This is a genomic window from Enterobacter sp. SES19, from assembly GCF_011765665.1.
In the GTDB taxonomy this organism is placed as follows: domain Bacteria; phylum Pseudomonadota; class Gammaproteobacteria; order Enterobacterales; family Enterobacteriaceae; genus Enterobacter; species Enterobacter pseudoroggenkampii.
Genome location: NZ_CP050320.1, coordinates 3385780 through 3412629 on the forward strand (window position 1 = coordinate 3385780; position 26850 = coordinate 3412629).

Annotated in this window: 25 protein-coding genes; 4 read left to right on the plus strand and 21 right to left on the minus strand. The window is 57.1% G+C overall.

From position 1 onward, the window contains the following. Window positions 1-61: 61 nt before the first annotated feature. The 9 genes from purF to pdxB form a co-directional block, all read right to left on the minus strand. Window positions 62-1579, minus strand: coding sequence for an amidophosphoribosyltransferase (gene purF, locus GXP72_RS16100; protein WP_024908947.1), 1518 nt, complete (start codon window positions 1577-1579; stop codon window positions 62-64). A 33-nt stretch (window positions 1580-1612) separates the two neighbouring features. Continuing rightward, a complete protein-coding gene (gene cvpA, locus GXP72_RS16105) occupies window positions 1613-2101 on the minus strand; it encodes a colicin V production protein (RefSeq protein WP_000262116.1) in 489 nt (162 codons plus the stop codon). Window positions 2102-2330: 229 nt separating this feature from the next. Beyond that, window positions 2331-3035, minus strand: a complete 705-nt coding sequence (gene dedD / locus GXP72_RS16110) for a cell division protein DedD (protein ID WP_208763112.1) — start codon at window positions 3033-3035, stop codon at window positions 2331-2333. Beyond that, window positions 3025-4293, minus strand: a complete 1269-nt coding sequence (gene folC, locus GXP72_RS16115) for a bifunctional tetrahydrofolate synthase/dihydrofolate synthase (protein ID WP_032646627.1) — start codon at window positions 4291-4293, stop codon at window positions 3025-3027. The genes dedD and folC overlap by 11 nt, the downstream gene beginning before the upstream one ends. A gap of 70 nt (window positions 4294-4363) precedes the next feature. Then, complete coding sequence (gene accD / locus GXP72_RS16120; protein ID WP_003861408.1) at window positions 4364-5269, minus strand: acetyl-CoA carboxylase, carboxyltransferase subunit beta; 906 nt, start codon at window positions 5267-5269, stop codon at window positions 4364-4366. 154 nt (window positions 5270-5423) lie between these two features. Beyond that, window positions 5424-6083 (minus strand): DedA family protein, encoded by a 660-nt coding sequence (locus GXP72_RS16125; RefSeq protein WP_008502599.1) that lies wholly within the window; start codon window positions 6081-6083, stop codon window positions 5424-5426. 28 nt (window positions 6084-6111) lie between these two features. Then, window positions 6112-6924 carry a tRNA pseudouridine(38-40) synthase TruA gene (gene truA / locus GXP72_RS16130; protein WP_023312566.1) on the minus strand — a complete coding sequence of 271 codons (813 nt, stop codon included), beginning with the start codon at window positions 6922-6924 and terminating at the stop codon, window positions 6112-6114. Further along, on the minus strand, window positions 6924-7937 hold the full coding sequence (locus GXP72_RS16135) for an aspartate-semialdehyde dehydrogenase (protein WP_024908943.1): 1014 nt from the start codon (window positions 7935-7937) through the stop codon (window positions 6924-6926). The genes truA and GXP72_RS16135 overlap by 1 nt, the downstream gene beginning before the upstream one ends. 67 nt (window positions 7938-8004) lie before the next feature. Further along, a complete protein-coding gene (gene pdxB, locus GXP72_RS16140; RefSeq protein ID WP_024908942.1) occupies window positions 8005-9141 on the minus strand; it encodes a 4-phosphoerythronate dehydrogenase PdxB in 1137 nt (378 codons plus the stop codon). Window positions 9142-9254: 113 nt separating this feature from the next. On the opposite strand from pdxB, the gene flk reads away from it, so the two are divergent. Further along, window positions 9255-10259 carry a flagella biosynthesis regulator Flk gene (flk, locus tag GXP72_RS16145; RefSeq protein ID WP_032646631.1) on the plus strand — a complete coding sequence of 335 codons (1005 nt, stop codon included), beginning with the start codon at window positions 9255-9257 and terminating at the stop codon, window positions 10257-10259. Between the two features lie 90 nt (window positions 10260-10349). Here flk and GXP72_RS16150 read toward each other — a convergent pair whose 3' ends face one another. After that, window positions 10350-11528: an MFS transporter gene (locus GXP72_RS16150; RefSeq protein WP_208763113.1), complete on the minus strand. Its 1179-nt coding sequence runs from the start codon at window positions 11526-11528 to the stop codon at window positions 10350-10352. Window positions 11529-11736: 208 nt separating this feature from the next. Next, window positions 11737-12954, minus strand: a complete 1218-nt coding sequence (gene fabB, locus GXP72_RS16155; RefSeq protein ID WP_023336433.1) for a beta-ketoacyl-ACP synthase I — start codon at window positions 12952-12954, stop codon at window positions 11737-11739. Between the two features lie 158 nt (window positions 12955-13112). Here fabB and mnmC point away from each other — a divergent pair, with 158 nt between their 5' ends. Then, on the plus strand, window positions 13113-15110 hold the full coding sequence (gene mnmC, locus GXP72_RS16160; protein WP_208763114.1) for a bifunctional tRNA (5-methylaminomethyl-2-thiouridine)(34)-methyltransferase MnmD/FAD-dependent 5-carboxymethylaminomethyl-2-thiouridine(34) oxidoreductase MnmC: 1998 nt from the start codon (window positions 13113-13115) through the stop codon (window positions 15108-15110). A gap of 57 nt (window positions 15111-15167) precedes the next feature. Here mnmC and GXP72_RS16165 read toward each other — a convergent pair whose 3' ends face one another. From GXP72_RS16165 to prmB, 6 genes are read right to left on the minus strand one after another with little or no spacing between them, the layout of a single operon-like run. Then, window positions 15168-15446: a YfcL family protein gene (locus GXP72_RS16165; protein WP_032646635.1), complete on the minus strand. Its 279-nt coding sequence runs from the start codon at window positions 15444-15446 to the stop codon at window positions 15168-15170. Window positions 15447-15459: 13 nt separating this feature from the next. Then, the gene (locus GXP72_RS16170) at window positions 15460-16005 is read right to left on the minus strand and encodes an elongation factor P hydroxylase (protein WP_048992652.1); all 546 of its coding nucleotides are present in this window, start codon (window positions 16003-16005) and stop codon (window positions 15460-15462) included. Beyond that, window positions 16005-16814, minus strand: coding sequence for a sulfite exporter TauE/SafE family protein (locus GXP72_RS16175; protein WP_024908936.1), 810 nt, complete (start codon window positions 16812-16814; stop codon window positions 16005-16007). The genes GXP72_RS16170 and GXP72_RS16175 overlap by 1 nt, the downstream gene beginning before the upstream one ends. Next, window positions 16814-17638: a penicillin-insensitive murein endopeptidase gene (gene mepA, locus GXP72_RS16180; RefSeq protein ID WP_024908935.1), complete on the minus strand. Its 825-nt coding sequence runs from the start codon at window positions 17636-17638 to the stop codon at window positions 16814-16816. Before mepA ends, GXP72_RS16175 begins: the two co-directional genes overlap by 1 nt. A 2-nt stretch (window positions 17639-17640) precedes the next feature. Continuing rightward, a complete protein-coding gene (gene aroC, locus GXP72_RS16185) occupies window positions 17641-18726 on the minus strand; it encodes a chorismate synthase (RefSeq protein ID WP_024908934.1) in 1086 nt (361 codons plus the stop codon). A gap of 60 nt (window positions 18727-18786) precedes the next feature. Further along, window positions 18787-19719, minus strand: coding sequence for a 50S ribosomal protein L3 N(5)-glutamine methyltransferase (prmB, locus tag GXP72_RS16190; protein ID WP_025757143.1), 933 nt, complete (start codon window positions 19717-19719; stop codon window positions 18787-18789). Between the two features lie 145 nt (window positions 19720-19864). Between prmB and smrB the strand changes: the two genes are divergently transcribed. Beyond that, window positions 19865-20416 carry an endonuclease SmrB gene (gene smrB / locus GXP72_RS16195; protein ID WP_008502613.1) on the plus strand — a complete coding sequence of 184 codons (552 nt, stop codon included), beginning with the start codon at window positions 19865-19867 and terminating at the stop codon, window positions 20414-20416. Between the two features lie 46 nt (window positions 20417-20462). Here smrB and sixA read toward each other — a convergent pair whose 3' ends face one another. The 4 genes from sixA to GXP72_RS16215 form a co-directional block, all read right to left on the minus strand. Next, complete coding sequence (gene sixA, locus GXP72_RS16200; RefSeq protein WP_024907662.1) at window positions 20463-20948, minus strand: phosphohistidine phosphatase SixA; 486 nt, start codon at window positions 20946-20948, stop codon at window positions 20463-20465. Window positions 20949-21157: 209 nt separating this feature from the next. Beyond that, complete coding sequence (fadJ, locus tag GXP72_RS16205) at window positions 21158-23305, minus strand: fatty acid oxidation complex subunit alpha FadJ (protein WP_208763115.1); 2148 nt, start codon at window positions 23303-23305, stop codon at window positions 21158-21160. Continuing rightward, window positions 23305-24615 carry an acetyl-CoA C-acyltransferase FadI gene (gene fadI / locus GXP72_RS16210; RefSeq protein WP_021241580.1) on the minus strand — a complete coding sequence of 437 codons (1311 nt, stop codon included), beginning with the start codon at window positions 24613-24615 and terminating at the stop codon, window positions 23305-23307. The genes fadJ and fadI overlap by 1 nt, the downstream gene beginning before the upstream one ends. A 277-nt stretch (window positions 24616-24892) precedes the next feature. After that, entirely contained in the window at window positions 24893-25177 is a 285-nt protein-coding gene (locus GXP72_RS16215; protein WP_208763116.1) for a YfcZ/YiiS family protein, read from the minus strand. 372 nt (window positions 25178-25549) lie between these two features. On the opposite strand from GXP72_RS16215, the gene fadL reads away from it, so the two are divergent. Continuing rightward, window positions 25550-26833 carry a long-chain fatty acid transporter FadL gene (gene fadL, locus GXP72_RS16220; protein WP_024907658.1) on the plus strand — a complete coding sequence of 428 codons (1284 nt, stop codon included), beginning with the start codon at window positions 25550-25552 and terminating at the stop codon, window positions 26831-26833. Window positions 26834-26850 lie beyond the last annotated feature (17 nt).

Here is a 26850-nt window from a genome sequence, read left to right on the forward strand (position 1 = left end):
GACTGTGCAGGATTTTGCGGGGAGTTGCAAGTGAGGGCATTCGCCCTCACCTGCCGGAGCATCAACCTTCGTTGTGCATCTCTAAACTTTCGAGATCGTTCTGCATCTGGACGGCTTTCGCATCGTCGTTGCGCAGCGAATCAAGATAGTCGAGGTACTGCTGGTCAACGTCTTTGGTCACGTAAATACCGTTGAACACGGAGCATTCAAACTGCTGAATTTCCGGGTTCTCAGCACGTACCGCGTCGATGAGATCGTTCAGATCCTGGAAAATCAGGCCGTCGGCACCGATGATCTGGCGAATTTCATCCACTTCACGGCCGTGAGCGATCAGCTCGTTGGCGGTTGGCATATCGATGCCGTACACGTTCGGGAAGCGAATCTCCGGCGCAGCAGAGGCGAGATAGACTTTCTTCGCACCCGCTTCGCGCGCCATCTCGATAATCTGCTCAGAGGTGGTGCCGCGAACGATGGAGTCATCCACCAGCAGAACGTTCTTGTCGCGGAATTCCGCGCGGTTGGCGTTCAGCTTGCGGCGCACGGACTTACGGCGCAGGTGCTGCCCCGGCATGATAAAGGTGCGGCCAACGTAGCGGTTCTTCACGAAGCCCTGACGGTATGGCTTGTCCAGAATGCGGGCGATCTCCAGCGCGATATCGCAGGAGGTTTCCGGGATAGGAATCACCACGTCGATGTCGAGATCGTCCCACTCGCGGGCAATCTTCTCGCCCAGCTTGGTGCCCATGTTGACGCGCGCGCTGTAGACGGAAATCTTGTCGATGAAGGAATCCGGACGGGCAAAGTAAACGTATTCAAACAGGCACGGGTTGCTGACCGGGTTGTCGGCACACTGGCGGGTAAACAGCTGGCCCTTCTCGGTGATGTAGACCGCTTCGCCCGGCGCAACGTCGCGCAGGAATTCGAAGCCCAGGGTATCCAGCGCCACGCTCTCAGAGGCAACCATATATTCAGTACGGCCATCGCCGAGGTCGCGCTTACCGAGCACCAGCGGACGAATGCCGTTAGGATCGCGGAAGGCGACCATACCGTGACCGATGATCATCGCAACGCAGGCGTACGCGCCGCGGATCTGACGGTTTGTCGCGGCAATCGCGGCAAAAATGTTGTCTGCTTCCAGCGGATAGTGACGGAAGTTATCCAGCTCGCTGGCGAACACATTGAGCAGGATTTCAGAATCAGAGGTGGTGTTAATGTGGCGACGTTTCTCTTCGAACAGCTTTTTACGCAGCTCATGCGCGTTGGTCAGGTTTCCGTTATGAGCAAGGGTAATGCCATACGGTGAGTTGACGTAGAAAGGCTGTGCCTCAGAGGCGCTGGAACTGCCAGCAGTAGGATAACGAACGTGACCGATCCCCATATTACCTTGCAGACGCTGCATATGGCGGGCTTCAAACACATCGTTTACCAGGCCATTCGCCTTGCGTAAACGGAAGCAGTTGTTTGCATCAATGGTGATGATACCCGCAGCATCCTGCCCACGGTGCTGAAGCACCGTTAACGCGTCATAAATCGACTGGTTTACCGGCATGAAACCGGCGATACCGACAATACCGCACATTCGTCTTTTCCTCGTTAAGCCACATCTCAGGGTTTATGCCCTGGGCAAAAAACTTGACGAGCTTTGCAGATAGTCAAAGAACCATCTGATGATGAAGCTGAACTCTGGAATGAGCTGCGATTTTTGCCAGTCTTCGCTTTTGGAGAACCCGGTGAAGGTATCCAGGAAGAACAGGATCGCGGCCACAATCAGCACGCCTCGTAATGCCCCGAAACAGATCCCGAGCACCCTGTCCGTTCCTGACAGACCGGTTTTCTCGACCAGCTGACCTATCACGTAATTCACGATAGCGCCGACAATCAGCGTTGCGATAAACAGCACCGCGATAGCGATTCCATTTCGGACCAGTTCATCTTCAAAGCCCGTGAACCAGACAGACAGGTAAGTGTAGTAATGACTGGCAACAAAGAAAGCACAACCCCATGTCACCAGCGATAACGCTTCACGAACAAAGCCACGGATCAGGCTAACCAGACAGGAAAAACCAATCACCGCAATGATGGCGTAATCAATCCAGACCATATGTGTCCCACGATTTAACGCCCTGTCATCCAGTTCGGGGCGAATTCTAACAGAAAAAGAAAACGTTTGCGTAGGGATTTCCTTCCCGCGCGTAAATAAAAAAGGCGCTGAAAAAATGTTCAACGCCACGGTCCATTTGACGTCTCTGTGGACGTCTGCTCCCCCCTCACCCCAACCCTCTCCCTCAAGGGAGAGGGAGCAAACCATTCCGGGGATGGGTAAGATCTTATCAGTTCGCGCTGTAGCCCATCACCACACCGCTCAGGCCGGAGATCTGCTTCAGCTCACCGAGCGAACCTTTAAGCTTATCTTTAGACGCTTCTGGCCCCACGAGGATACGGGTAATTTTACCCTGCACCGGCGTGGAAGGTGAAGTGTAAACACGATATCCCGCACTGCGCAGTTTGCTCACGACCTCGTTGACCTTATCGGCGTTTTTCAGCGCACCAAGCTGCACCACGTAGGCCTTACCCGTTGGGGCGGCGGCATCCTGCTGCGCCGGTTTTGCTGGCGGAGGTGTCTCTGACGCCGCGGCTAGCTGTTCTGCGGCTTTATCCCGCTGCGGTTTCGGCTGCGGCTGCGGCTTCTCAACCGGCTTCGGTTTTTCAACCGGTTTAGACTGCTCGACCGGCACCGGATCGATATCGCTGTTGCTCGCTGCCGCCAGGCGAGACGGATCGAGCGATGGTGCGGCGGCATCGCCTGCACGCACCTCTTCCGCCGCCCCTTCCGGCGGCTGAGCAGGCAGCGCCTGCGTTGCCGCAGGCAGCATATCCGGCTCATCGCGGTCACCCGGCTTCGGCACCAGCGGAATAGCGGCAAACTCATCCTGATAATGCTTTTTCTGCCCGTCGAGCAGACCCGGGAGAATAATCACCCCGAGCGCGACCAGCACAATGGTTCCTGTTAAACGGTTCTGAAACTTACTCGCCACCGGTTCTCCCCGCGTCCATCACTTCCATGACATGTGCCACCGTGTGGAATGACCCACACACCAGCACGGTATCTTCTGGTTTAGCATCCGCCATCGCGGCATGCCAGGCCTGAGCCACGCTACTGTAGATTGCGCCTTTGCCGAGATGTTCCATCAGTTGCTCAGCCGTCGCGCCGCGCGGCCCCTCCAGAGGAGCACAATACCAGCTATCGACCACACTCTCCATGCAGGCCAGCGTCCCGCCGATATCTTTATCATGAAGCATACCGATAACCGCCAGCACGCGCCCGGTTTTTGGTAACGAATTGAGACGTCCCGCGAGATACGCCGCCGCATGGGGGTTATGCGCCACGTCCAGAATCAGGCGCGGTGACTCGCTGACGATCTGGAAACGCCCGGGCAACAGCGCATTCTTAATGCCGTCGCGGATCGCCTGCTCGCTGACCGTGAGGCCACTGGCGCGCAGTGCCGCCAGCGCGGTTGCTGCGTTCGGCTGCGGTACCTGCGGCAGCGGCAGGTTGTCGAGCGCGCCCTGCGCGTCGCTAAAGCGCCAGCCGTTATCCTGGACCTCGTACTGCCAGTCAACATCGCGGCGCAGCAGACGCGCGCCCTTCTCGTTCGCCACGTCAGCAATGGTATGCGGCATATCCGGCTCGCCGACCACCGCGGGCTTATTTGCGCGGAAAATACCGGCCTTCTCGCGGCCAATGCTTTCACGATCCGGTCCCAGCCAGTCGATATGGTCCAGCGCGATGCTGGTGACCACCGCCACGTCCGCATCCACCATATTGGTCGCATCAAGACGTCCGCCGAGGCCAACCTCAAGAATCACCACATCCAACTGCGCCTGTTTGAACAGCCACAGCGCCGACAGGGTGCCGTATTCAAAATAGGTTAATGAGATCTCACCGCGTGCGGCTTCAATTTCCGCGAACGACGCCGTATGCGCCGATTCCGGCAGTTCGCGGTTCTGCACACGAACGCGCTCGGTATAGCGGACCAGGTGTGGCGAGCTGTACACGCCAACTTTGTAACCCGCGGCCATCAGGACAGATTCCAGCGTGCGGCAGGTCGTGCCTTTACCGTTGGTCCCCGCGACGGTGAACACGAAAGGTGCCGGTTTGAGCACATCAAGACGCGCGGCGACCTGGCTTACGCGCTCAAGCCCCATATCGATGGTTTTACTGTGCAGGTTTTCCAGATAAGAAAGCCACGCGGCCAGGGGCGACGTGGCTTGGGGAATGCTTTTATTTTCCATAATGCCCGGTTGTCATTAACAGATTAGAAAGCAAAAGGGCAGCGCCAACCGGCCCTGCCCTTTTCAGTTATCAGGCCTCGGGTTCCTGATCCGGTACCACCACGCCTTCGCGCGGCTCATCCGGGTTCGGCGCTGGCAGATTCATCAGCTTCGCCAGGATGCTCGCCAGCTTCAGGCGCATTTCCGGACGGCGGACGATCATGTCGATGGCGCCTTTCTCGATGAGGAACTCACTGCGCTGGAAGCCCGGCGGCAGTTTCTCGCGAACGGTCTGCTCGATAACGCGAGGACCGGCAAAGCCGATCAGGGCCTTAGGCTCAGCGATGTTCAGGTCGCCCAGCATCGCGAAGCTCGCGGAGACGCCGCCCATGGTTGGGTCGGTCAGCACGGAGATGTACGGCAGACCGCGCTCCTGCATTTTCGCCAGCGCAGCAGAGGTTTTCGCCATCTGCATCAGCGACATCAGCGCTTCCTGCATACGCGCACCGCCGGAGGCAGAGAAGCAGATCAGCGGACAGTTGTCTTCCAGCGCCTGCTCAACGGCACGCACGAAGCGCGCACCAACCACAGAGCCCATTGAGCCGCCCATAAAGGAGAACTCAAACGCAGCGGCAACAACCGGCATCTCATGCAGGGTGCCTTTCATGACGATCAGCGCGTCTTTCTCGCCAGTCTCTTTCTGTGCAGAGGCCAGACGATCTTTGTATTTTTTGGAATCGCGGAACTTCAGCACGTCTTTTGGCTCAAGTTCGCTACCCAGCTCTACCAGAGAGCCTTCGTCCAGCAGGCTATGCAGGCGGTTGCGCGCCGACATACGCATATGGTGGTCACACTTCGGACACACCTCAAGGTTGCGCTCCAGCTCTGCGCGATACAGAACCTGACCGCAGCTATCACACTTCGTCCATACCCCTTCAGGAATGCTCGCTTTACGCGTTGGGGTAATGTTGCTTTTAATTCGTTCAATCCAGCTCATTGATAACCTTTCTGCCTGAACCTGGTCGTTTGCCAGTTTTGCTATAAGAGGCGAATAATGCCATTTTTGCCTCCAACAGACCATGAATGTTGCACATTAAAACATAACAGCACGAAACTTTGGATAAAAAAGTGGTCGAACCGCCAGCGTGCATTTACTTCGCTTGTTTTGCCGCCGCACGTTTATGACGAATAATTTCGATAACGCCCGGCAGTACGGAAAGCACAATAATCGCTACAATCAGTAACTTAAGATTTTCCTGAACCACCGGGAGATCGCCAAACAGGTAGCCTGCATAGGTAAACAACAGCACCCACAACAGCGCCCCCACGACGTTATACATGGCAAAATGACGATAGGACATATGCCCCATTCCCGCCACAAACGGTGCAAATGTGCGCACAATAGGCACAAAGCGCGCAAGGATAATGGTTTTTCCGCCATGGCGTTCATAAAACGCATGGGTTTTGTCTAAATAGCTGCGACGGAAAATTTTCGAATCCGGATTGCTGAACAGCCGCTCACCGAATACGCGTCCAATCGTGTAGTTGACCGCATCACCGACGATGGCGGCAATCACCATCAGCACCACCATAAGATGCACGTTCAGATCGTTAGTGGGTAACGCCGATAGCGCGCCGGCAACGAACAGCAGGGAATCCCCTGGCAGGAATGGGGTAACGACCAGACCGGTTTCACAAAACAGAATGAGGAACAGAATAGCGTAAACCCAGACGCCATACTGCGCGACCAGCTCCGCCAGGTGAACATCAATATGCAGGATGAAATCAATCAAAAAACGAATTACGTCCATATTGTCTAAGCCCTAATTGCACCTTTGTTTAGTCCGCTAAAAAAAGCGGGCCCATTGGCGGTTTCGGCAGGTCAAACCGATCCGGATAGTCTACCGAGACCAGATACAACCCTTCCGCTTTCGCCGTAGCTGCCGCAAGCGTTCTGTCCTTCGCTGCCAGCAGGTCTGCAATCCAGCTCTCCGGCTGGTGTCCGGCGCCCACTTCCATCAGGCTGCCCACAATATTCCGAACCATATGATGTACAAAGGCATTGGCTTTGATATCCACCACCACATACGCGCCAAAACGGCTGACGTTTATGTGCATGACGTTTCGCCACGGCGTGCGGGACTGACACTGCACCGCACGAAACGACGTAAAGTCATTTTCACCAATCAGACACTGCGCCGCGCGATGCATACGTTCAGCATCAAGCGGTTCATAAAAATGCGTCACGCCCTGGCTTAACACCGCCGGACGCAGGCGCTGGTTGTAGATGACATAACGGTAGCGACGCGCCGTGGCGCTGAAACGCGCGTGAAAATCATCCGGCACAGCTTTTACCCAACGCACCGCAATGTCACCAGGCAAATTCGCATTTACACCCAGGGTCCAGGCGGCATCCTTACGCACGGCGGTGGTTTCAAAGTGCACGACCTGCCCCGTACCGTGAACACCCGCGTCCGTACGTCCTGCGCACAGGACGTTAATCGGCTCGTTTGCCACCTGAGAGAGCGCTTTTTCCAGCTTCTCCTGGACGCTGCGCACCTCGTTCTGACGCTGCCAGCCATAATACTTACTGCCGTCGTACTCAATGCCGAGGGCAATTCTATGGACCGGCTTTTGTTCCACGTCTGACATCAGTACAGGTACTCCTGCACCAGTTTTTCAGCAATTTTGACCGCCATCAGCGCGCCGCCAAAGCGAACGTTGTCGGCAACGGACCAGAACTGAACCTGTTCCGGCATGCCGTAATCGTTACGCACGCAGCCAACGGAAAGATGCGCGCTGCCGGTGGCATCGCCCACCTGGGTCGGGAACTCGCTCTCTTCAGAGAGCACGATGTCTTCACCGCGGCCAAACGCATCGCGCGCCTCTTCTGCTGCCAGCGGACGCAGCGCTTCAAAGCCGACCATCTGCGCGTGGCCGTAAAAGACCGGGGACTGCACGACGTTCGCAGAGATCATCAGGCCATCGTCCTGCAAAATCTTACGCACTTCATCGACGATACGACGCTCTTCGCGCACGGAACCCTCGCGGTCCGGCAGCAGCGGCAGCATGTTGAACGCCAGCTGGCGGCCAAAGAAATCATCTTCATCAATCGGGATACCGTTCAGCAGCTTCGCGCTCTGCCCGGCCAGCGCGTCAACGGCCTTTTTACCGTTCGCGGACGCGGAGAGCAGGCTGGTGACGGTAATGCGCGACAGTCCGCCGTCGTCGATCAGCGGTTTCAGGGCAGTCAGCAGCTGGCTGGTCAGGCTGTTGGGCACCGCAATGACGTTACGGTTGCGGTAGTCAGCCAGCACAAACGGGTTCACGTCCGGCACCACCAGCGGCACATCCGGCTCCATTGAGAACAGGCCGCTCAGGTCGATCACCAGGCAGCCTGCGTTGGTCGCCTCTTCAACATACGCAGCAGTCGCTTCAGCGCCCGCAGCGAAAAACGCCAGCTGCGCCTGGGTCCAGTCGAATGCTGCCGCGTCCTGGACCATCACGGATTTACTGTTAAAACGCAGATGCTCACCTGCACTGTCGGTACGCGCCAGCGCATAGATATCGCCCACCGGGAACTGACGCTCAGCAAGGGTTTCGAGCAGGGCTTCGCCCACGGCACCCGTGGCACCTAAAATGGCAATGTTCCAGCCTTCAGACATGGTGGTTTACTCCAGAAATAAAAAAGCGTCCCTGTCGGAGTATCCGACAGGGAGCATTAAGAAGACATTAACGTGCCGGATGATGAACGGCGTTAAACCCCAGCTTATGCAGCAGCGTCGCCGCCGAGGCGTCGTCGCACATTACATACAGGGAAGACCACTCGCGGCGCTCAACATAGTTCTTGCGCAGCTTATCAAACTCACCCGGGATCCCCGCCACTTTACGCAGCAGCGCATCATCGCGGCGCACATCATACACCAAATGCACCAGCCTTTTCAGCGTTGCCTGATCGAGCGGACCATGCAGGGTAATGCGGCCAAATTCAGGCGCGGGGAGTAAGGTATCCAGCGCCACCTGCTGCGGATGGCCGATAAAAGCGCTGTAGGCCTCGAAGACCTGCGTCGTGCCGCGCGCTTTCCCCTCGAGGGTATAACCGGCGATATGCGCTGTGCCCACGTCCACCTTGTTAAGCAACTCAACGTTGAGATCCGGCTCCGGCTCCCAGACGTCCAGCACCACGCTGAGGTCTTGTCCTTCATTCAGACATGTCAGCAGCGCAGCGTTATCGACCACAGGGCCACGGCAGGCATTTATCAGAATAGTGCCAGCCTTCAGCCGACGGATCAGCGCCTCGTCAGCAAGATGCAGCGACTTATACGGCCCCTCTTTAAACAGCGGCGTGTGGAAAGTCAGCACGTCGCACTGTTCGACCAGCTCGTCCAGCGAGCGGAAATCCCCGTCATCACCGTTGTCTTTGCGCGGCGGATCGCACAGCAGCGTGCGGATCCCTAACGCTTCAAGACGCTTTTGCAGGCGTCCGCCGACGTTACCCACGCCAACAATCCCCACGGTGCGGTCCTTCAGCGCAAACCCGTCGCGCTCGGCCAGCATCAGCAGCGAGGAGAAAACGTATTCCACAACGGCAATGGCGTTACAGCCCGGCGCGGCGGAAAAACCGATTCCAGCCTGCGTCAGCCACTTATCATCCACATGATCGGTCCCTGCCGTTGCGGTTCCGACAAACTTAATCGCTTTACCGGCGAGCAACGCCTCATTTACTTTGGTCACCGAACGCACCATCAGCGCGTCTGCGTCATCCAGTTCGTTGACCGGGATCGGGCGACCAGGGACAGCCTTAACGTTACCCAGGCGGCTAAACAGCTCACGGGCATAAGGCATATTTTCATCAACGAGGATTTTCACGTCTGAGTACCTGTTTGAGAGGAAGAAAACCTGCCAAGTGTGCCATAATCTGGCCGCCAGGCATATACGTATACCTGGTTTACGCTGAGTTTTGACTTTAAGGATTTTTGACGATGCAGCCCATTTCAGGTACGCCGCCACGCCCTCCGGGTGAAGGCCCCGTCACGCCAAACGTTGCCGGTGAACAACCGCTATCCACGCAACAGCGCACCGTGCTGGAGCGACTGATCACGCGCCTGATTGCGCTGACTTCACAGCAGAATGCGGAAGTCTGGGCCGGGGTAAAGCATGATTTAGGCGTGAGGAACGACGCACCGCTGCAGTCGCGTCATTTCCCTGCTGCCGAGCAAAATCTGAACCAGCGTATTACGACCGCGCAGCAGAACCACACCACGCGCCAGATTGTTGCTCAGCTGACGGAGCTGCTGGGCCAGGGTAATAACCGCCAGGCGGTGAGTGATTTTATTCGCCAGCAGTATGGTCAGACCGCGCTAGGGCAGCTGACGCCCGACCAGCTTAAAACCGTACTGACCCTGCTGCAGAACAACGAGCTGTCTATTCCGCAGCCTCAGGTGCGCCCGTCGACCGAGCGTCCGCTGCTGCCCGCCGAGCACAACACGCTCAAGCAGATGGTGACAAAGCTGGCTGCGGCCACTGGCGAACCGACGAAGCTTATCTGGCAATCCATGCTGGAGCTGTCCGGCGTGAAGGCGGGTGAACTGATCCCGGCCAAACAGTTTACTCATCTGGTGACCTGGCTCCAGGCGCGCCAGACGCTCAGCACCCAGAATGCCCCTACCCTGCATACCGTCCAGGCGGCACTGAAACAGCCGCTTGAGCCGCACGAGTTCGACGTGATTCGGGATTACGCCCAGCAAAACTGGCAGGCCACGCCGCAGACGGTGCTGACCACCGCGCAGGTGCAGGATCTGCTCAATCAAATCTTCGTTCGTCGCGCCGAGCGCGAGGGCGGCGTGCCGGAGGTGAGAAACGTTCAGCCGATCTACAGCCCGCTGTTTGCGCCGGTCGTCGAGACATTCAGAACGCTCTCTGCGCGTCCGGGGCTGATGTTTATTGCACTGCTGATTGCGCTGGCGATTTTCTGGCTGGTTGCCTGAGGTTTTGCCCGGTGGCGCTGCGCTTACCGGGCCTACAACGGCTCGAATCGTAGGCCGGGTAAGGCACAGCCGTCACCCGGCAACAACGGCTCAACGCCTGCGAAACGCCACCAGCGTCACCACGATCCCCACCACCGCAGAAACCGCACCGGCCAGAAAGACGGACGGATAGCCAAACGAGGTCGCTAACAGCCCGGCCAGCGGTCCGGTTACCCCGTATGAGATATCCTGAAACGCCGCATAGCCGCCGAGCGCCGTCCCGCGCACCTGCGGGGCCACGCGCTTCACCACTTCAACGCCCAGCGCCGGGAAGATCAGAGAACAGCCGCAGCCGGTCAGCGCAGCACCCAGCAGGGCCACGGATGCCACGGGAGCATTCCACAACAGCAGAAGACCGATAGCTTCAATGACCAGCGATGCCACCGCCACCTTCACGCCGCCAAAGCGATCCGGCATCCAGCCAAAAAGCACGCGCATCAGAACAAACGCGCCGCCAAAGGCAGTAAGCGTAAAACCGGCCATCGCCCAGCCTCGGCTCATAAAATAGAGCGATACAAACGTCCCTATTACCGCAAAACCCACGCCCTGCAGCGCCAGGCCCAGGCCCGGCTGCCAGATTTGGCCGACCACGCTCCACAGGGAAGGACGCTCGCCTTTGTGCGCAGGTACCTTACGCACCGAGCCGTTAAACGCCCATGCCACCAGCGGCAGCGCCATGGTCGTTGCAGCCAGCGCCGCAAACCCGAACTGGCTGTTGATCAGCAGGCCAAGCGGTGCACCGGCGGCCAGCGCGCCGTAGATGGCCATGCCGTTCCAGGACATCACCTTGCCGGAACGTGCTGGCCCCACCAGCCCCATTCCCCAGGTCAGGGTGCCGGTCAGCAGCTGGCTTTCACCGAAGCCAAGAATTAAACGGCCTAGCACCAGCAGCGCAAATTTATACGCGGCGTCTACCGGCAGGAGAGCCGCCAGCAGCCAGGCGCCGCCCGCCAGCCCGCAGGCAAACATCCCCTGCAGCGCCGAGCGTTTGGCACCGTGCTGATCCGCCAGCCGTCCGGCGTAACCGCGGGTTAATACCGTGGCTAAAAACTGAATGCCCACGGCAATGCCGACCATGGTGTTGCCATAGCCCAGCTCCTGATGAACGAACAGCGGGATCACCGGCAGCGGCAGGCCAACGGTCATATAGGTCAGGAATACCGCAAAGGCGATACGGAACAGCGAGACGTTCGCTGAAGGGGTTGTTTCTGTTTGAGTTACTGCAGTCATGCTTTACTCCGAAATGAAGAGTAAGGCGGGGAAATGCCACGCCCCCTCTACCTGATTATCAGGATTAAGGTGCGTTGGTTGACGTTAAACGCTTACGCATTATCGTGAGGATAATGTTGAGTGGTGAAGTTTGCCTGTGAGATCAGCTGCTTGTCAATGCATAAAAAAAGGGAGCCTTATGGCTCCCCTTCTGAATCAAACATAAAACTTATGCTTTCAGCTTACGCATGACCAGCGTGGCGTTGGTGCCGCCGAAGCCGAAGCTGTTGGACATGACGGTGGTCAGCGTCGCTTCTGTTGGTTTGGTCACGATGTTCAGGCCAGCAGCCTGCTCGTCCATCTCATCAATGTTGATGCTTGGAGCGATAAAGCCGTTTTCCAGCATCAGCAGCGAGTAGATCGCTTCCTGCACGCCAGCCGCACCCAGAGAGTGACCGGTCATGGCTTTGGTCGCGGAGATCGCCGGGCTGTTGTCGCCGAAGACTTCACGGATCGCACCCAGCTCTTTTACGTCGCCTACCGGCGTAGAGGTACCGTGGGAGTTCAGGTAGTCGATTGGGGTGTCAACGCCGTGCATCGCCATCTTCATGCAGCGCACCGCGCCTTCGCCGGATGGCGCAACCATGTCGGCGCCGTCAGACGTTGCACCGTAGCCCACGATTTCAGCGTAGATGTGCGCGCCACGCGCCAGTGCGTGCTCCAGCTCTTCAACCACAACCATACCGCCGCCGCCCGCGATAACGAAACCGTCACGGTGTGCATCGTAGGTACGAGATGCTTTGTCCGGGGTCTCATTGTACTTGGTGGACAGTGCGCCCATCGCGTCGAATTCACAGGCCATTTCCCAGCCCAGCTCTTCGCCGCCGCCAGCAAATACGATGTCCTGTTTACCCAGCTGGATCTGCTCAACAGCATTACCGATGCAGTGCGCGGAAGTCGCACACGCGGAGCTGATGGAGTAGTTCACACCGTGGATTTTGAATGGGGTCGCCAGGCACGCGGAAACCGCAGAGCCCATGGCTTTGGTGACCACGTACGGACCTACCGCTTTCAGACCACGCGGGCTACGCATTGCGTCAGCACCGAATACCTGCGCTTTAGATGAGCCGCCAGAACCGGCGATCAGACCCACGCGCGGGTTGTTCTGATAAACCTCTTCGCTCAGGCCAGAATCTTTGATCGCTTCCTGCATGGAGAGATAAGCATAAATAGAGGCATCGTTCATGAAACGAACCACTTTGCGGTCAATCAAACCGGTGGTGTCCAGTTTGACGTTACCCCATACGTGGCTACGCATACCTGAATCTTTAAACTCTTCAGAGAAAGTGATCCCGGAGCGTCCTTCACGCAGAGATGCCAGGACTTCCTGCTGGTTATTACCGATGCTGGAAACAATGCCCAGGCCAGTAATCACTGCACGTTTCATTCAATACCTCTGTAAGTCGCACTATAGTAAGTTTCGAGTCGCACAATAGCGTACACTTGTACGCCGAACAAGTCCGATCAGACATTTTCTGCGGAAATTTGCACCGATGGACTCACATCGTTAAGATCGTGCCACTGCCTGTCAGACGAGTAACTTACGTGAAACAAAACGCTATACAACCCGCCAACCTCGAATTCAACGCTGAGGGTACACCTGTTTCCCGAGATTTTGATGACGTCTATTTTTCTAATGATAACGGGCTCGAAGAAACTCGCTATGTTTTCCTCGACGGAAACCAGCTCAGCACCCGCTTCCCGGCGCATCCGCGGAGCCTGTTTGTGGTCGCGGAAAGTGGGTTCGGTACCGGGCTGAATTTTTTAACCCTCTGGCAGGCGTTTAACCAGTTTCACGCTGCACACCCTGAGGCTACGCTACAAAGATTACATTTCATCAGTTTCGAAAAATTCCCGCTCACCGCGCACGATCTGCGGCTCGCTCATCAGCGCTGGCCAGAGCTTGCCACCTGGGCGGAACAGCTTCAGGCACAGTGGCCGCCTCACATCGGCGGCTGCCACCGTCTGATTCTGGACGGCGGACGCGTGACGCTGGATTTATGGCTTGGCGACATCAATGACCTGACCGATACGCTCGATGATTCGATGAATCAGACGGTGGACGCGTGGTTCCTGGACGGCTTTGCCCCCGCCAAAAACCCGGACATGTGGAGCCAGCACCTGTTTAGCGCGATGGCGCGGCTGGCGCGCCCTGGCGCAACGCTTGCCACCTTCACCTCGGCGGGCTTTGTCCGCCGCGGGCTGCAGGAGGCGGGCTTTATCATGCAGAAGACCAAAGGCTTTGGCCGCAAGCGCGACATGCTGGTCGGCAGGATGGATCAGACGCTGGACGTTCCCGCTCAGGCGCCCTGGTTTGCACGCCGCGCCAGTGCATCACGTGAGGTGGCGATAGTCGGCGGGGGGATCGCCAGCGCCCTGCTGTCTCTCGCGCTTCTCCACCGTGGCTGGCAGGTCACGCTCTACTGTGCTGACGATGCGCCAGCTAGCGGCGCGTCCGGCAACCGCCAGGGGGCGCTCTATCCGCTTTTAAGCGCGCACGATCCGGCCCTGTTCCGGTTTTTCCCGGCGGCGTTTACCTTTGCTCGTCGCCTCTACGACGCCCTGCCGGTGGCGTTCGATCATGACTGGTGCGGCGTGACGCAGCTCGGCTGGGATGAAAAGAGCCAGCAAAAAATCACGCAGATGCTGTCGCTGGGCCTGCCTGACGAGATTGCTCGCGCGGTAAGCGCGCAGGAGGTGGCAGCCACCGCTGGCGTGGAAACCGGCTGTGGGGGCATTCAGTATCCGCTCGGCGGCTGGCTGTGCCCGGCTGAACTGACCGCGGCGGTCATTTCCCTGGCGCAGTCGCGCGGGCTGACGGCGCATTATGCTCACACCGTTGAATCGCTGAGCCGAAGCGAGCGCTGGAATCTGCGTTTTGCGGATGGCAAAGCGGTAAGCCATGCCAGCGTTGTGCTGGCAAACGGGCATAACATCAATCAGTTTATCCAGACAGAAACGTTGCCGGTTTATCCGGTCGGCGGCCAGGTGAGCCATATTCCTTCCGCACCTGAACTGAGCAAACTGCGTCAGGTGCTGTGCTATGACGGCTACCTGACGCCACAAAATCCGTCTAATGGCCATCACTGCATCGGGGCCAGCTATCATCGTGGCGAAACGGATATGCGCTACAGCGACGCGGATCAGGCGCAAAACCGCCAGCGCCTGATTGACTGTTTCCCGGATGCGGCATGGGCGCAAGAGGTTGACGTCAGCGAGGGGGAAGCGCGCTGCGGCGTTCGCTGTGCCACCCGCGATCATCTGCCGATGGCGGGAAATGTGCCGGACTATGAGGCAACGCTTGAGGCCTATCAGGACCTTGCTGATAACCGGGATAACGCGGTAAGCGCGCCGGTTTATCCGGAGCTGTATATGCTGGGTGGATTAGGGTCTCGCGGGTTGTGCTCTGCCCCGCTGCTGGCAGAAGTGTTGGCCGCGCAAATGAGCGACGAGCCGGTTCCGCTGGACAGTGTTACGCTTGCGGGGCTGAATCCGAATCGCTTGTGGGTACGGAAACTGCTGAAGGGGAAGAAGGTTAAGTAGGGGGCGGCCTAGTGCCCTCACCCGTCCCTCTCCCACAGGGAGAGGGTGGTGAAACACTTACTTCGCTTTCGCCTGCCGGAACAAATTGTCCCACATGCCCAGCACCAGTGACTGGTCGCGCGGAGAGAGCTCCCCGGCCAGAATGGCTTTTTCCAGGCTGCGGGTGACTTCAGCGTGAACAGCGTCGGCAGAGTGATCGTCACCCGCTTCCAGCTCGGCTACCGCGAGCGTCAGGTGACCACGCAGATAACCGCTGGCGAACAGCTCATCATCACTGGCGTGTTCCACCATGTCATCAATTAACGCCAGAATGCGTGATTCAAATTCTGCGATCATCTTCTTTCCTCTGTTAAAGATCTTCCGGCCAAGGGAAGCATTCCGCCGCTATCGCCGGCGTGTGGTAATAATTCTGTAAGGCCTCGATCAGGCGCGCCGGACGTTCCGGGATGCCTTTCTCAAGATATTCCATCACCTGCGCATGAACGCGGCGCTGGAAGACGATACGGTCTGGCTCGAAGTCGCCTTCAAGGTTGTCACAGCTCACGTTGAACGGGAAACCCGCCGCGACGCAGAATAGCCATTCCAGCGCCTGCGGCTTCACTTCCACATCCTCAAACTGCCCCTGGGTGGCGGCATCACGTCCGTCCGGGCAGTACCAGTAACCGAAATCCACCAGCTCGCGCCGCGCTTTCCCCGCAATGCACCAGTGCGAAATCTCGTGAAGACCGCTGGCGTAAAAGCCGTGCGCAAACACGATACGGTTATACGGAACCTCTGCATCAGCAGGAAGATAGATCGGTTCGTCGTCGCCTTTAATCAGACGGGTATTAAAATCGTCAGCAAAACAGCCGTCGAAAATCGCAATCAGCTGTTCGTAGTGATGCGTACTGTTCATTAATTCATCCCCAACCAGGTGAGGATCTCCTGTCCATGGCTGTCATAAAGAAGTTTGGCGCTCATTACGGCCGAGACGATGACAATCATCGGGCGAATCAGTTTTTGTCCTTTGCTTAACACCAGACGCGAACCCGCGCGTGCGCCCAGGAACTGCCCTGCCATCATGACGAATCCGGTTGCCCAGATGACCTTGCCGCCAATGATAAACAGCAGCAGACCGCCGAGGTTCGAGGTCGCGTTGAGCACTTTGGCATGAGCGGTCGATTTGGCGAGGTTAAACCCGGCCAGCGTCACGAACGCCAGCGCATAAAACGAGCCTGCCCCCGGGCCGAAGAATCCGTCGTAAAAGCCGACGCAGCCCCCGGCAATCAGGGCAAACGGCAGGCCGTGCAGACGACGCTGGCGGTCTTCCTCGCCGAGCTTTGGCATCAGCAGGAAGTAGAGACCGATGCAGATGACCAGAACCGGCAGGATCTGGCGCAAAATATCCGACTGCACGTGCTGAACCAGCAGCGCGCCCGACGTGGAACCGATAAAGGTCATCAGGATATTGAGCTTCTGGTCGGCCAGGCTCACCACCTTGCGGCGGATAAAATAGAGAGACGCCGAGAGCGAGCCGCCGCAGGCCTGCAGCTTGTTGGTGGCAAGCGCCTGCGCCGGGCTCATGCCCGCCGCCAGCAGCGCGGGTACGGTTAATAACCCGCCACCGCCCGCAAGGGCATCAATAAAACCGGCCAGCATGGCCACGAAGAACAGCACCACCAGCAGCAGCGGTGACACCATAAACAGATCGACGAAATTATCCATTAAAGTACATGCTCATCCAGTAGCGCCTGGCAGGAAGGCGGCAACGGAGGCGGTGTCTTCTTCTCAGGCTTTGAGGTTCCAGGTTTTGCCGGTTCAAACCAGCTTTGCAGTTCCGCACCGCAGCCATCGCCTGGCGGAGGTAGCGGCTGATCTTCACATTCCAGGCTATTCGCCGGACAGCGCAGACGAACGTGCATGTGCGCACGATGCTGGAACCACGGGCGCACTTTGCGCAGCCAGTCGCGATCGGTTCCGGCATCCAGACAAAGCTGCTGCTTGATGGCCGGGTTAACGAAAATCCGCGTGACGTCGTTATCTTCCGCGGCCAGCTTGATCATGCTGGATACGTCTCGCGTCCACAGGGACGGCACAACACGCTTGCCGTCGCTCGCCACCAGATCCAGCGCCTGCGGTTTCAGCAGTTGGGCGGAGGTCCAACGGGTTTTCGGCAGCTGCAGGAAGATATCGACATCCAGTCCGGTCTGGTGACTGGCGTGTCCACCGTTAAAGCGACCCCCGGCAGGCATCCCCATATCGCCAATCAGCATCGTGCCCAGCCCCAGGTTATGCACCTGATTTCCCAGACGCTGGATGAACAGCACCAGATCCGGGTGGCCGAAATAACGCCGCTGATCGGTGCGCATCACCTGATAGGTATCAGACTGGAGAGGAAGCTCCTGGGCACCGACGATACAGCCGTTGGAAAAGGCGCCAATGGACTGCGCGCTCCCCGCCACCGGGTGGGTGATTTTTTGCCATGGCGTTGCGGCCAGACTGGCTCCACTGGCCAGCAGCGCCAGCAGAGCAATTGCGGTTTTTTTCATGTTTACCAGCGTGGAATGGTGGTCGTCACGTCCGCATTCTGCGCGCGCTGGCGCAGGAAGTGATCCATCAGCACGATCGCCAGCATCGCTTCTGCGATCGGCACCGCGCGGATCCCCACGCACGGATCGTGACGTCCTTTGGTGATCATCTCAACTTCTTCGCCATCGCGGTTAATCGTGTGGCCCGGCACGGTAATGCTGGAGGTTGGCTTCAGCGCGATGTTGGCAATAATCTGCTGCCCGCTGCTGATACCGCCCAGAATGCCGCCCGCGTGGTTGCTCTGGAAGCCCGCCTTCGTGATCTCGTCACGGTTCTGGCTGCCGCGCAGGGATACCACGTCAAAACCGTCGCCAATCTCAACGCCCTTCACCGCGTTGATACTCATCAGCGCGTGGGCGATGTCGGCGTCGAGACGGTCAAATACCGGCTCGCCCCAGCCTGGTGGGACGCCGTCGGCCACGACGGTCACTTTCGCCCCAATGGAGTCGCCCTCTTTTTTCAGGCCGCGCATCAGTTCGTCCAGCGCGTCCAGCTTGTCGGCATCGGCACAGAAGAACGGGTTTTGCTCGACCAGATCCCAGTCTTTGATCGCCAGCGGAATGTCGCCCATCTGGGTCAGACAGCCGCGGATAACGATGCCAAATTTCTGCTGCAGGTATTTTTTGGCAATGGCGCCAGCCGCCACGCGCATCGCGGTTTCACGCGCGGAAGAACGCCCGCCGCCGCGATAGTCGCGGAAACCGTACTTTTGTTCGTAGGTATAGTCGGCATGGCCCGGACGGAACACGTCTTTGATGGCGCCGTAGTCCTGGGAGCGCTGATCGGTGTTTTCAATCAGCAGACCAATGCTGGTGCCTGTAGTGCGGCCTTCAAAGACGCCAGAGAGAATTTTGACCTGGTCCGGCTCGCGACGCTGCGTGGTGTAGCGAGAGGTGCCCGGACGACGACGGTCGAGGTCGTGCTGCAAATCGGCTTCGGTCAGTTCGATGCCTGGCGGTACGCCATCAACGATACAGCCCAGCGCCAGCCCGTGCGACTCGCCAAAGGTGGTCACGCGGAATAACTGTCCAATACTGTTTCCTGCCATCACGGCTCCGATGTTGTTGTTTGTGTTTGAGCGTTGTGAAACGGGCCGAAGCCCGCTGGATTAATCTTTATAGATGCTGAAGTGTTCGCGCGCGTCGAGCAGCTGCGCTTTGGTCAGCATAAAGACACCGTCACCGCCGTTGTCGAACTCAAGCCAGGTGAACGGCACATCCGGGTACTGCTCTATCAGATGTACCATGCTGTTGCCCACTTCACAAATCAGAACGCCGTCGTCGGTCAGATAATCCGGCGCGCAGGCCAGAATGCGGCGGGTCAGCTTCAGGCCGTCAGATCCTGACGCCAGACCCAGCTCCGGCTCGTGACGGTATTCGCTCGGCAGATCGGACATGTCTTCCGCATCGACGTACGGCGGGTTAGTGACGATCAGATCGTACTGCAACGTCGGCAGATCGCGGAACAGGTCAGAGCGAATTGGCGTAACGTGATGGATCAGACCGTGCTCTTCAATGTTGTGCTCGGTCACGGCCAGCGCGTCGGTGGAGATATCGACAGCGTCCACTTCCGCCTCCGGGAAGGCGTACGCGCAGGCGATGGCGATACAGCCGCTGCCGGTACACATATCCAGAATGTGCTGCGGCTGATGGCCGATCAGACCTTCAAAGTGGTTGTTGATCAGCTCACCAATCGGCGAGCGCGGCACCAGCACGCGTTCATCGACATAGAACTCGTGGCCGCAGAACCAGGCTTTATTGGTCAGATAGGCGACCGGAATACGTTCGTTCACGCGGCGGATCACGCGCTCAACGATGCGGTGTTTTTCGCTGGAGGTCAGGCGCGCGGTGCGCATGTCTTCCGGGATATCCAGCGGCAGGTAGAGGGACGGCAACACCAGCTGCACGGCTTCATCCCACGGGTTGTCGGTACCGTGTCCGTACCAGATATTGGCGGCGCTGAAGCGGCTAACCGACCAGCGCAACATGTCCTGTATGGTATGCAGCTCGTTTACTGCTTCATCGACAAAAATTTTATCCACTCTTTCCTCCAGGGCATGCTCGCATAATTTTCGGCGGCTAGTTTGCCATGAAGACGGCGATAAATCAGCAATGACGCGTCTCGCTTGAGGTTAAAAAATGCGTTTAGTCGGGTACACTGTCGGAAATACGAGATGAGAATGACGAATGAAAAAGAAAACATCGCTCAGCGAGGAGGATCAGGCGCTCTTCCGGCAGCTAATGACCGGGACGCGTAAAATCGCGCAGGACACCATTGTCCATCGCCCGCAGCGTAAAAAAATCAGCGAAGTACCGGTCAAACGTCTGCTGCAGGAGCAGGCGGATAACAGCCACTATTTTTCAGATGAATTTCAGCCGCTGCTCAATACTCAGGGTGCGGTGAAATACGTACGCGAAGACGTCAGCCATTTTGAGCTCAAAAAGTTACGTCGCGGAGATTATTCGCCGGAGCTGTTTCTCGATCTGCACGGTTTAACGCAGATGCAGGCGAAACAGGAGTTGGGGGCATTGATTGCAGCCTGTCGTCGTGAACATGTTTTCTGCGCCTGCGTGATGCATGGCCACGGTAAACATATCCTCAAGCAGCAGACGCCGCTGTGGCTGGCTCAGCATCCACACGTGATGGCGTTTCATCAGGCACCAAAAGAGTACGGTGGAGATGCCGCATTGCTGGTGTTGATTGAAGTGGAAGAGTGGCAGCCGCCAGAGTTGCCCTGACAGAATGGCGGGAAGCACATTGCACCCCGCCATATCGCACGTCACGTCAGATGGCTTTTGCCATCTTCAGGTTGCACGGACTCATTTGCCAGTTGAAGACACCTTTGCCCGTTTCGTCGAGAGAAACATTAGCAATGGCGGATGTCGTAAACATCGGCGGGGTCTCGCCAGGGCACAGCTCAGATACCAGATAGCCAACCAGTGGCAGGTGGGAAATGACCAGCGCGGAAGCGACACCTTCATTGCACAGCGCCTGAAGATAAGCGCTGACAAGGCCGACATCGCCACACGGGGTGAGTTCAGGGAGAACATCCACACTGGATGGCAGGTTCATACACTCCCCTACCACGTCCAGCGTCTGTTCTGCACGCAGGAACGGACTCACCAGAACGCGTTCGATGTCCACTTTTTGACCGTTAAGCCAGTTCGCCATCAGACGAGATTCGTCGCAGCCACAGACGGTCAAAGGACGTACTGAGTCACTGGCGGCATCGAGTGCCGCGTCGCCGTGACGCATGATAAAAACTTGCATATTGCACCGCTTTTGTTAACCAGAATCACCGGCGTTAACTACCCGCGATAAATGCTGAGAGGTAGAAAACCCGATGGTCGGGCATTGTGCCTGATCCATTCGGTGAATGAAACGCTGTTTTTTACCTCAATGGCGTAAGTATAGTCAATCTCTGTTTACAAAATCGCCAGAACAGGTTCATTCACTTCAGGATTTACCCTTCTTTGACCTCAGCTTACGAGGACAGTTTCCCTTGCAGGCCAAAATGTCTGGCCCCGTTCCGCCATCTGCAATAATTCGTCACACGGTGTAAACCGTGGACCATATTGCGAAGCCAGACGTTGCAGGATAGCAACCACTTCACCCGCGCCGAGCGTATCCATGTAACGGAACGGGCCGCCAAGGAACGGCGGGAAACCAATGCCAAATACCGCGCCGATGTCGCCATCGCGCGAGCTCTTGATCACCTTTTCACCAAAGCAGCGCGCCGCTTCATTGAGCATCATCATCACGCAGCGTTCAGCGCACTGAACGGCGGACAGTTTTCCCTGACCGGTGGTCGAAATAAGCCCATAAACCGAAGGGTCGACCTGTTTCTTGCTTTTACGCCCTTTCGCGCCGTAAAGATAGAAACCGCGTTCATTTTTTCTGCCTTTGCGATCGTCCTTCAAAATTGCAGAAACAATGTTTGCAGGCGGGCTAAAACGATCGCCATAAGCCGCCTCCAGTACAGGTATAATTTTAGTGCCGGTGTCTATTCCCACCTCATCCAAAAGTTGGATTGGGCCAACGGGGAAACCAAACTTTACCAGCGCCTCGTCGACATGTTCGATCTTCTCGCCTTCCGTCAGCAGCCGCATGGCTTCATTAATGTAGGGCGCCAGAATGCGGTTGACGTAGAAGCCGGCTTTATCTGCAACCACGATCGGCGTTTTACCCTGCTTCTTCGCAAGCTTGACTACCGTGGCGATAGTTTGCGGACTGGTGGTTGCGTGTGGAATAACTTCCACCAGCGGCATTTTTTCCACCGGACTAAAGAAGTGCAGCCCGATCACCTGCTCCGGACGCGTGGCTTTCGCCGCGATATCGCCAATCGGTAATGACGACGTATTGGAGGCAAAAATGGTATGCGCGGCGCAATGCTGTTCAACGTCTGCCACCATCTGCTGCTTAAGCGCAAGATCCTCAAACACGGCTTCAATCACCAGATCGCGGTGCGCAAAACCGCTGTAATCCGTCGTGCCGGAGATCATCGCCAGGGTTTTATCACGCTCGCTTGCCTTGATATGGCGGCGCTTGACCTTTTGATCAAGGTTCTGCCAGCTGTACTGCAGCGCGTGGTTGATCCCCTTAGGATTGATGTCTTTGATGCGTACAGGCAATTTGCCTTTGCTGGCGGTAACAAAAGCGATACCGCCGCCCATGAGTCCTCCACCCAGTACGCCAATGGCACGCAGCGGCGCGGGCTGCGCCTCGCTACCGGGATCTTTTTTCACGTCCGTGCTGGCGAAGAAGATGCTGCGCAGCGCCTGTGACTGCGGCGTCATCGCCAGTTCGCCAAAGGATTTGGCCTCTGCGGCATAGCCGCTGCTGCTACCCTGGGACAGCCCGGTCTCAATCACCTCGAGGATCCGCTTTGCCGCCGGATAGTTACCTTTGGTTTTTTGTTCGGTCTTTTTGCCCACCATGTTGAACAGGAGCGTTCTCCCCAGTGGCCCTGCCAGCACGCGCTCGCGTACCGGCAAAGGACGTCTTACCTGACGCCCTTTCAGCGCCAGCTCAACGGCGGCCTCCAGCAAAATGGACTGCGGCACGACGTCATCGACCAGACCGGCCTTCAGCGCCTGACGGGCGCGCAGCTGTTTACCGGTTAAGATCATCTCCAGCGCCGTGCTGACGCCCACCAGGCGCGGCAGTCGTTGCGTTCCGCCGGAGCCTGGCAGCAAGCCCAGCTGCACTTCCGGCAGACCCAGAATGGTTTTCGGATCGTCGGTACATATACGGCTGTGGCACGCCAGCGCAAGCTCCAGCCCACCGCCCAGACACGCCCCGTGGATCGCGGCGATAACCGGGATCGGCAGGCTGTTGATCTCCGCCATCACCTGCTGGCCCTGACGCGCCAGCTCTTCGGCTTCCAGCGCGCTTTGCGCCCGGGCGATCATGTTGATATCCGCCCCGGCTATAAAGTTGTCGGGTTTGGCAGAGATAAACACCAGGCCGCGAATGGCTTTGTTCTCGCGGATCTGCTTTAGCATCGCGCGCACCTGAACACCAAATTCGGCCTTCAGGGTATTCATCTTTTCATCAGGCACATCAATAGTGATAACGGCCACGTTATCGAGGCGAACCGTCAGATTAAATGCAGATGGCATATCCATTATTCAGCCTCCAGAACCATTGCTGCGCCAAGGCCGCCCGCCGCACAGGCGGTAACAAGGCCAAACCCGCCGCCACGGCGACGGAGTTCATGTAATGTTTGCGTGATCATCCTCGCCCCTGTGGCGGCAAACGGATGACCATAGGCGATAGAGCCGCCCAGCACGTTGAATTTGCTCTGATCCACTTCACCTGTAGCATGGGCGCGGCCCAGCACATCGCGTGCGAAACGCTCGCTTGCCAGCAGCTGGACGTTGGCCAGGGTTTGCGCGGCAAATGCTTCGTGCATATCAATCAGGGTTAAATCGGCCAGCGTCAGCCCCGCGCGATCCAGCGCCAGCGGCGTGGACCACGCCGGACCTAACAGCATGTCCTGCCAGACATCAATGGCGGTGAAGGCATAGCTGCGTAAATAGCCGAGGGGAGTAATGCCCAGCTCCTTCGCACGGGATTCGGTCATCAGGATCACGGCGGCGGCCCCGTCCGTCAGCGGCGTACTGTTCGCCGCCGTCACCGTGCCGTGCTTGCGATCAAACGCCGGGCGCAGTTTGGCGTAATCTGCCAGCGTCGAGGTGCCGCGAATATTGTTATCTTCCGCAAGCGGTTCGCGATAGGGTGGAATGTAGGCGGTCATGACCTCGTCGGTCAGCTTGCCTTCCGACCAGGCTTTTGCCGCAAGCTGATGCGAGCGATGCGCCAGCGCATCCTGCTGTTCACGGGTAATGCCGTAGGTTTTCGCCATCTGCTCGGCGGTATCGCCCATGCGCAGGCCAGTGGAATATTCCGCTACGGCAGGTGGCACGGGCATCAGATCGCGCAGACGTAAACGCGAGAAGAGTTTGAGTTTCTGACCCGTCGTACGGGCTTTGTTAGCATCGACCAGGATACGCGCCAGCTTTTTACTGACCCCAATCGGCAGTACCGAAGAGGAGTCCGCCCCGCCCGCAATCCCGGCGCGGATAGTCCCCGCCATCAGGCTTTCGGCGACGTTCGCCACGGCCTGGAAACTGGTCGCACAGGCGCGACTGACGCTGTAGGCATCGGTGTGCACATTCATCCCGGTACCAAGGACGATTTCCCGCGCAATGTTGGGGGCTTCAGGCATCTGCACGACCTGGCCGAAAACCAGCTGTTCGATGACCTCAGGCGGAATTTCGCTGCGAGCCAGCATCTCCCCCACTACCATTTTCCCCAGGTCGACGGCCGGTATGCCATGAAACGCCGTTGCCTGACGCGCAAATGGCGTGCGCAATCCACTGACGATGGCAATGCGATCGCCCTGACGGGTAATAAGCGGTAATGCCTGACTCATAACACTCCCCTGTAAAAAATTTTTGCAAACTCAAAGTGGTCTGACCTGATAATAGTCTTAACCATTTTTTTACATTCAGCCAATCGGGGAAACGAAAAAGTGCGAGCTAAAACACAGAGAAGAAAAAGAAAATGCCCCTGCATGGCAGGGGCATTTGTGCGGTATGTTGCCGGGTGCGCAAGGTAAAAGCAAAACGGTAACCCGTAGGTTACCGTTTTTAATGTTTGCGCCCTCTCCCGTGGGAGAGGGTCGGGGTGAGGGCATCAGGCCGCAGAAATTAACGCAGACCCAGCTGGAAAATCAGCGTTTCTGCTTCGCAGGCGAAGACAAAGTCGATTTCCAGCTTCACGCCACCTTCCACTTCGGTAAAGGTAGACTTGATTTCACAAGGATCGGATTCAACGTCACGCGCACGCTTGCTCAGCGCAGTAAGGGTCTCTTCCGCTTCGGCACGGTTGGTGAATACGCGGCTGTAAGAGGCGGTGCAATCGGTGTTGTCCATGATGGTTCCAACATCCATACAGCAGCAAACCGGGGTTTCATCAGCACTGCATTTACTCATAGCTCAATTTCCTCTGTATTCGCGCAGCGCGCGAGATAAACACGATGCTGCTATTTTACGCCCCGGCGCGGGCTCTCTCCAGCCGTTAATGGCGCAAAATCGGATAAGTGACCAATATCACACTAAAAAATGATCTAAAACAAAAACCACCCTTTTGGGTGAGTCTCGATGGTCACAATTTTGCCAACCAGATCTCGTTTCACGAAACATGTTTGAAAATATTAATAAACAAACTTGCAACATTCCGGCTGGTCAGACCTATACTCTGGCCACTGGTCTGATTTGTCTGTCATACCTCAGACCCTACACTTCGCGCTCCTGTTACGGTATGTAACAATTATTGAATAAAAATAACTCAATGAGGTTATGGTCATGAGCCAGAAAACCCTGTTCAACAAGACTGCGCTGGCAGTCGCAGTGGCACTCGTCTCCACTTCCGCATGGTCAGCGGGCTTTCAGTTAAACGAATTTTCTTCCTCTGGCCTTGGCCGCGCATATTCCGGGGAAGGCGCTATTGCTGATGATGCAGGTAACGCGAGTCGTAACCCTGCATTGATCATGATGTTTGATCGTCCGACCTTCTCTGCTGGTGCGGTTTATATCGATCCTGATGTAAACATTTCCGGTAAGTCGCCTTATACGGGTGCGAGTCTTAAAGCGGACAATATTGCCCCAACAGCATGGATCCCTAACCTGCACTTCGTTGCGCCTATCAATGAACAGTTTGGCTGGGGTGCATCCGTAACGTCTAACTACGGCCTTGCTACCGAGTTCAATAACAACTACCCGGCAGGTGAATACGGCGGTAAAACAGACCTTACCACGCTGAACCTCAACCTGAGCGGTGCGTATCGCCTGAACGATAACTGGAGTTTTGGCCTGGGCTTTGATGCCGTCTACGCCGATGCCAAAATCGAACGTTATTCCGGGGAACAGACTGCTCGCCTGCCAAAAAACAGCAATAAAATTGCCAGCCTTGAAGGTGATGAGTGGGGCTATGGCTGGAACGCCGGTATCCTGTACGAACTGGATAAAAACAACCGCTGGGGTCTGACCTATCGTTCCGAAGTGAAAATTGACTTCGACGGCGATTACAAGAGCGGCATCCTGAAGCCTGTGAACAACCTGGTTCCCGGTGCAGGTACCACCATTCCTTGGGGAACGTCAAACCAGACCGTTCCAGGTTCACTGTCGCTGCATTTGCCAGAAATGTGGGAAGTGTCCGGTTACAACCGCGTTGCACCACAATGGGCTATTCACTATAGCCTGGCCTATACCAGCTGGAGCCAGTTCCAGGAGCTGAAAGCGACCGGAACCAATGGTCAAACGCTGTTCTATAAGGACGAAAGCTTCCACGACGCCTATCGTATTGCGCTGGGTACCACCTACTACTACGATAAAAACTGGACTTTCCGCTCCGGTATCGCATTTGACGACAGCCCGGTTCCGGCAGACAAGCGTTCCATTTCGATTCCGGATCAGGACCGCTTCTGGTTAAGTGCAGGCGCGACATATGCGTTCAACGAGAATGCATCCATCGATGCGGGCGTTTCTTATATGCACGGTCAGAAAGTGACGTTCCAGGAAGGCCCTTACGAGTTTACCTCTGAAGGTAAAGCCTGGCTGTTCGGTACGAACTTCAACTACGCGTTCTAATCGTACTGGAATCAAAA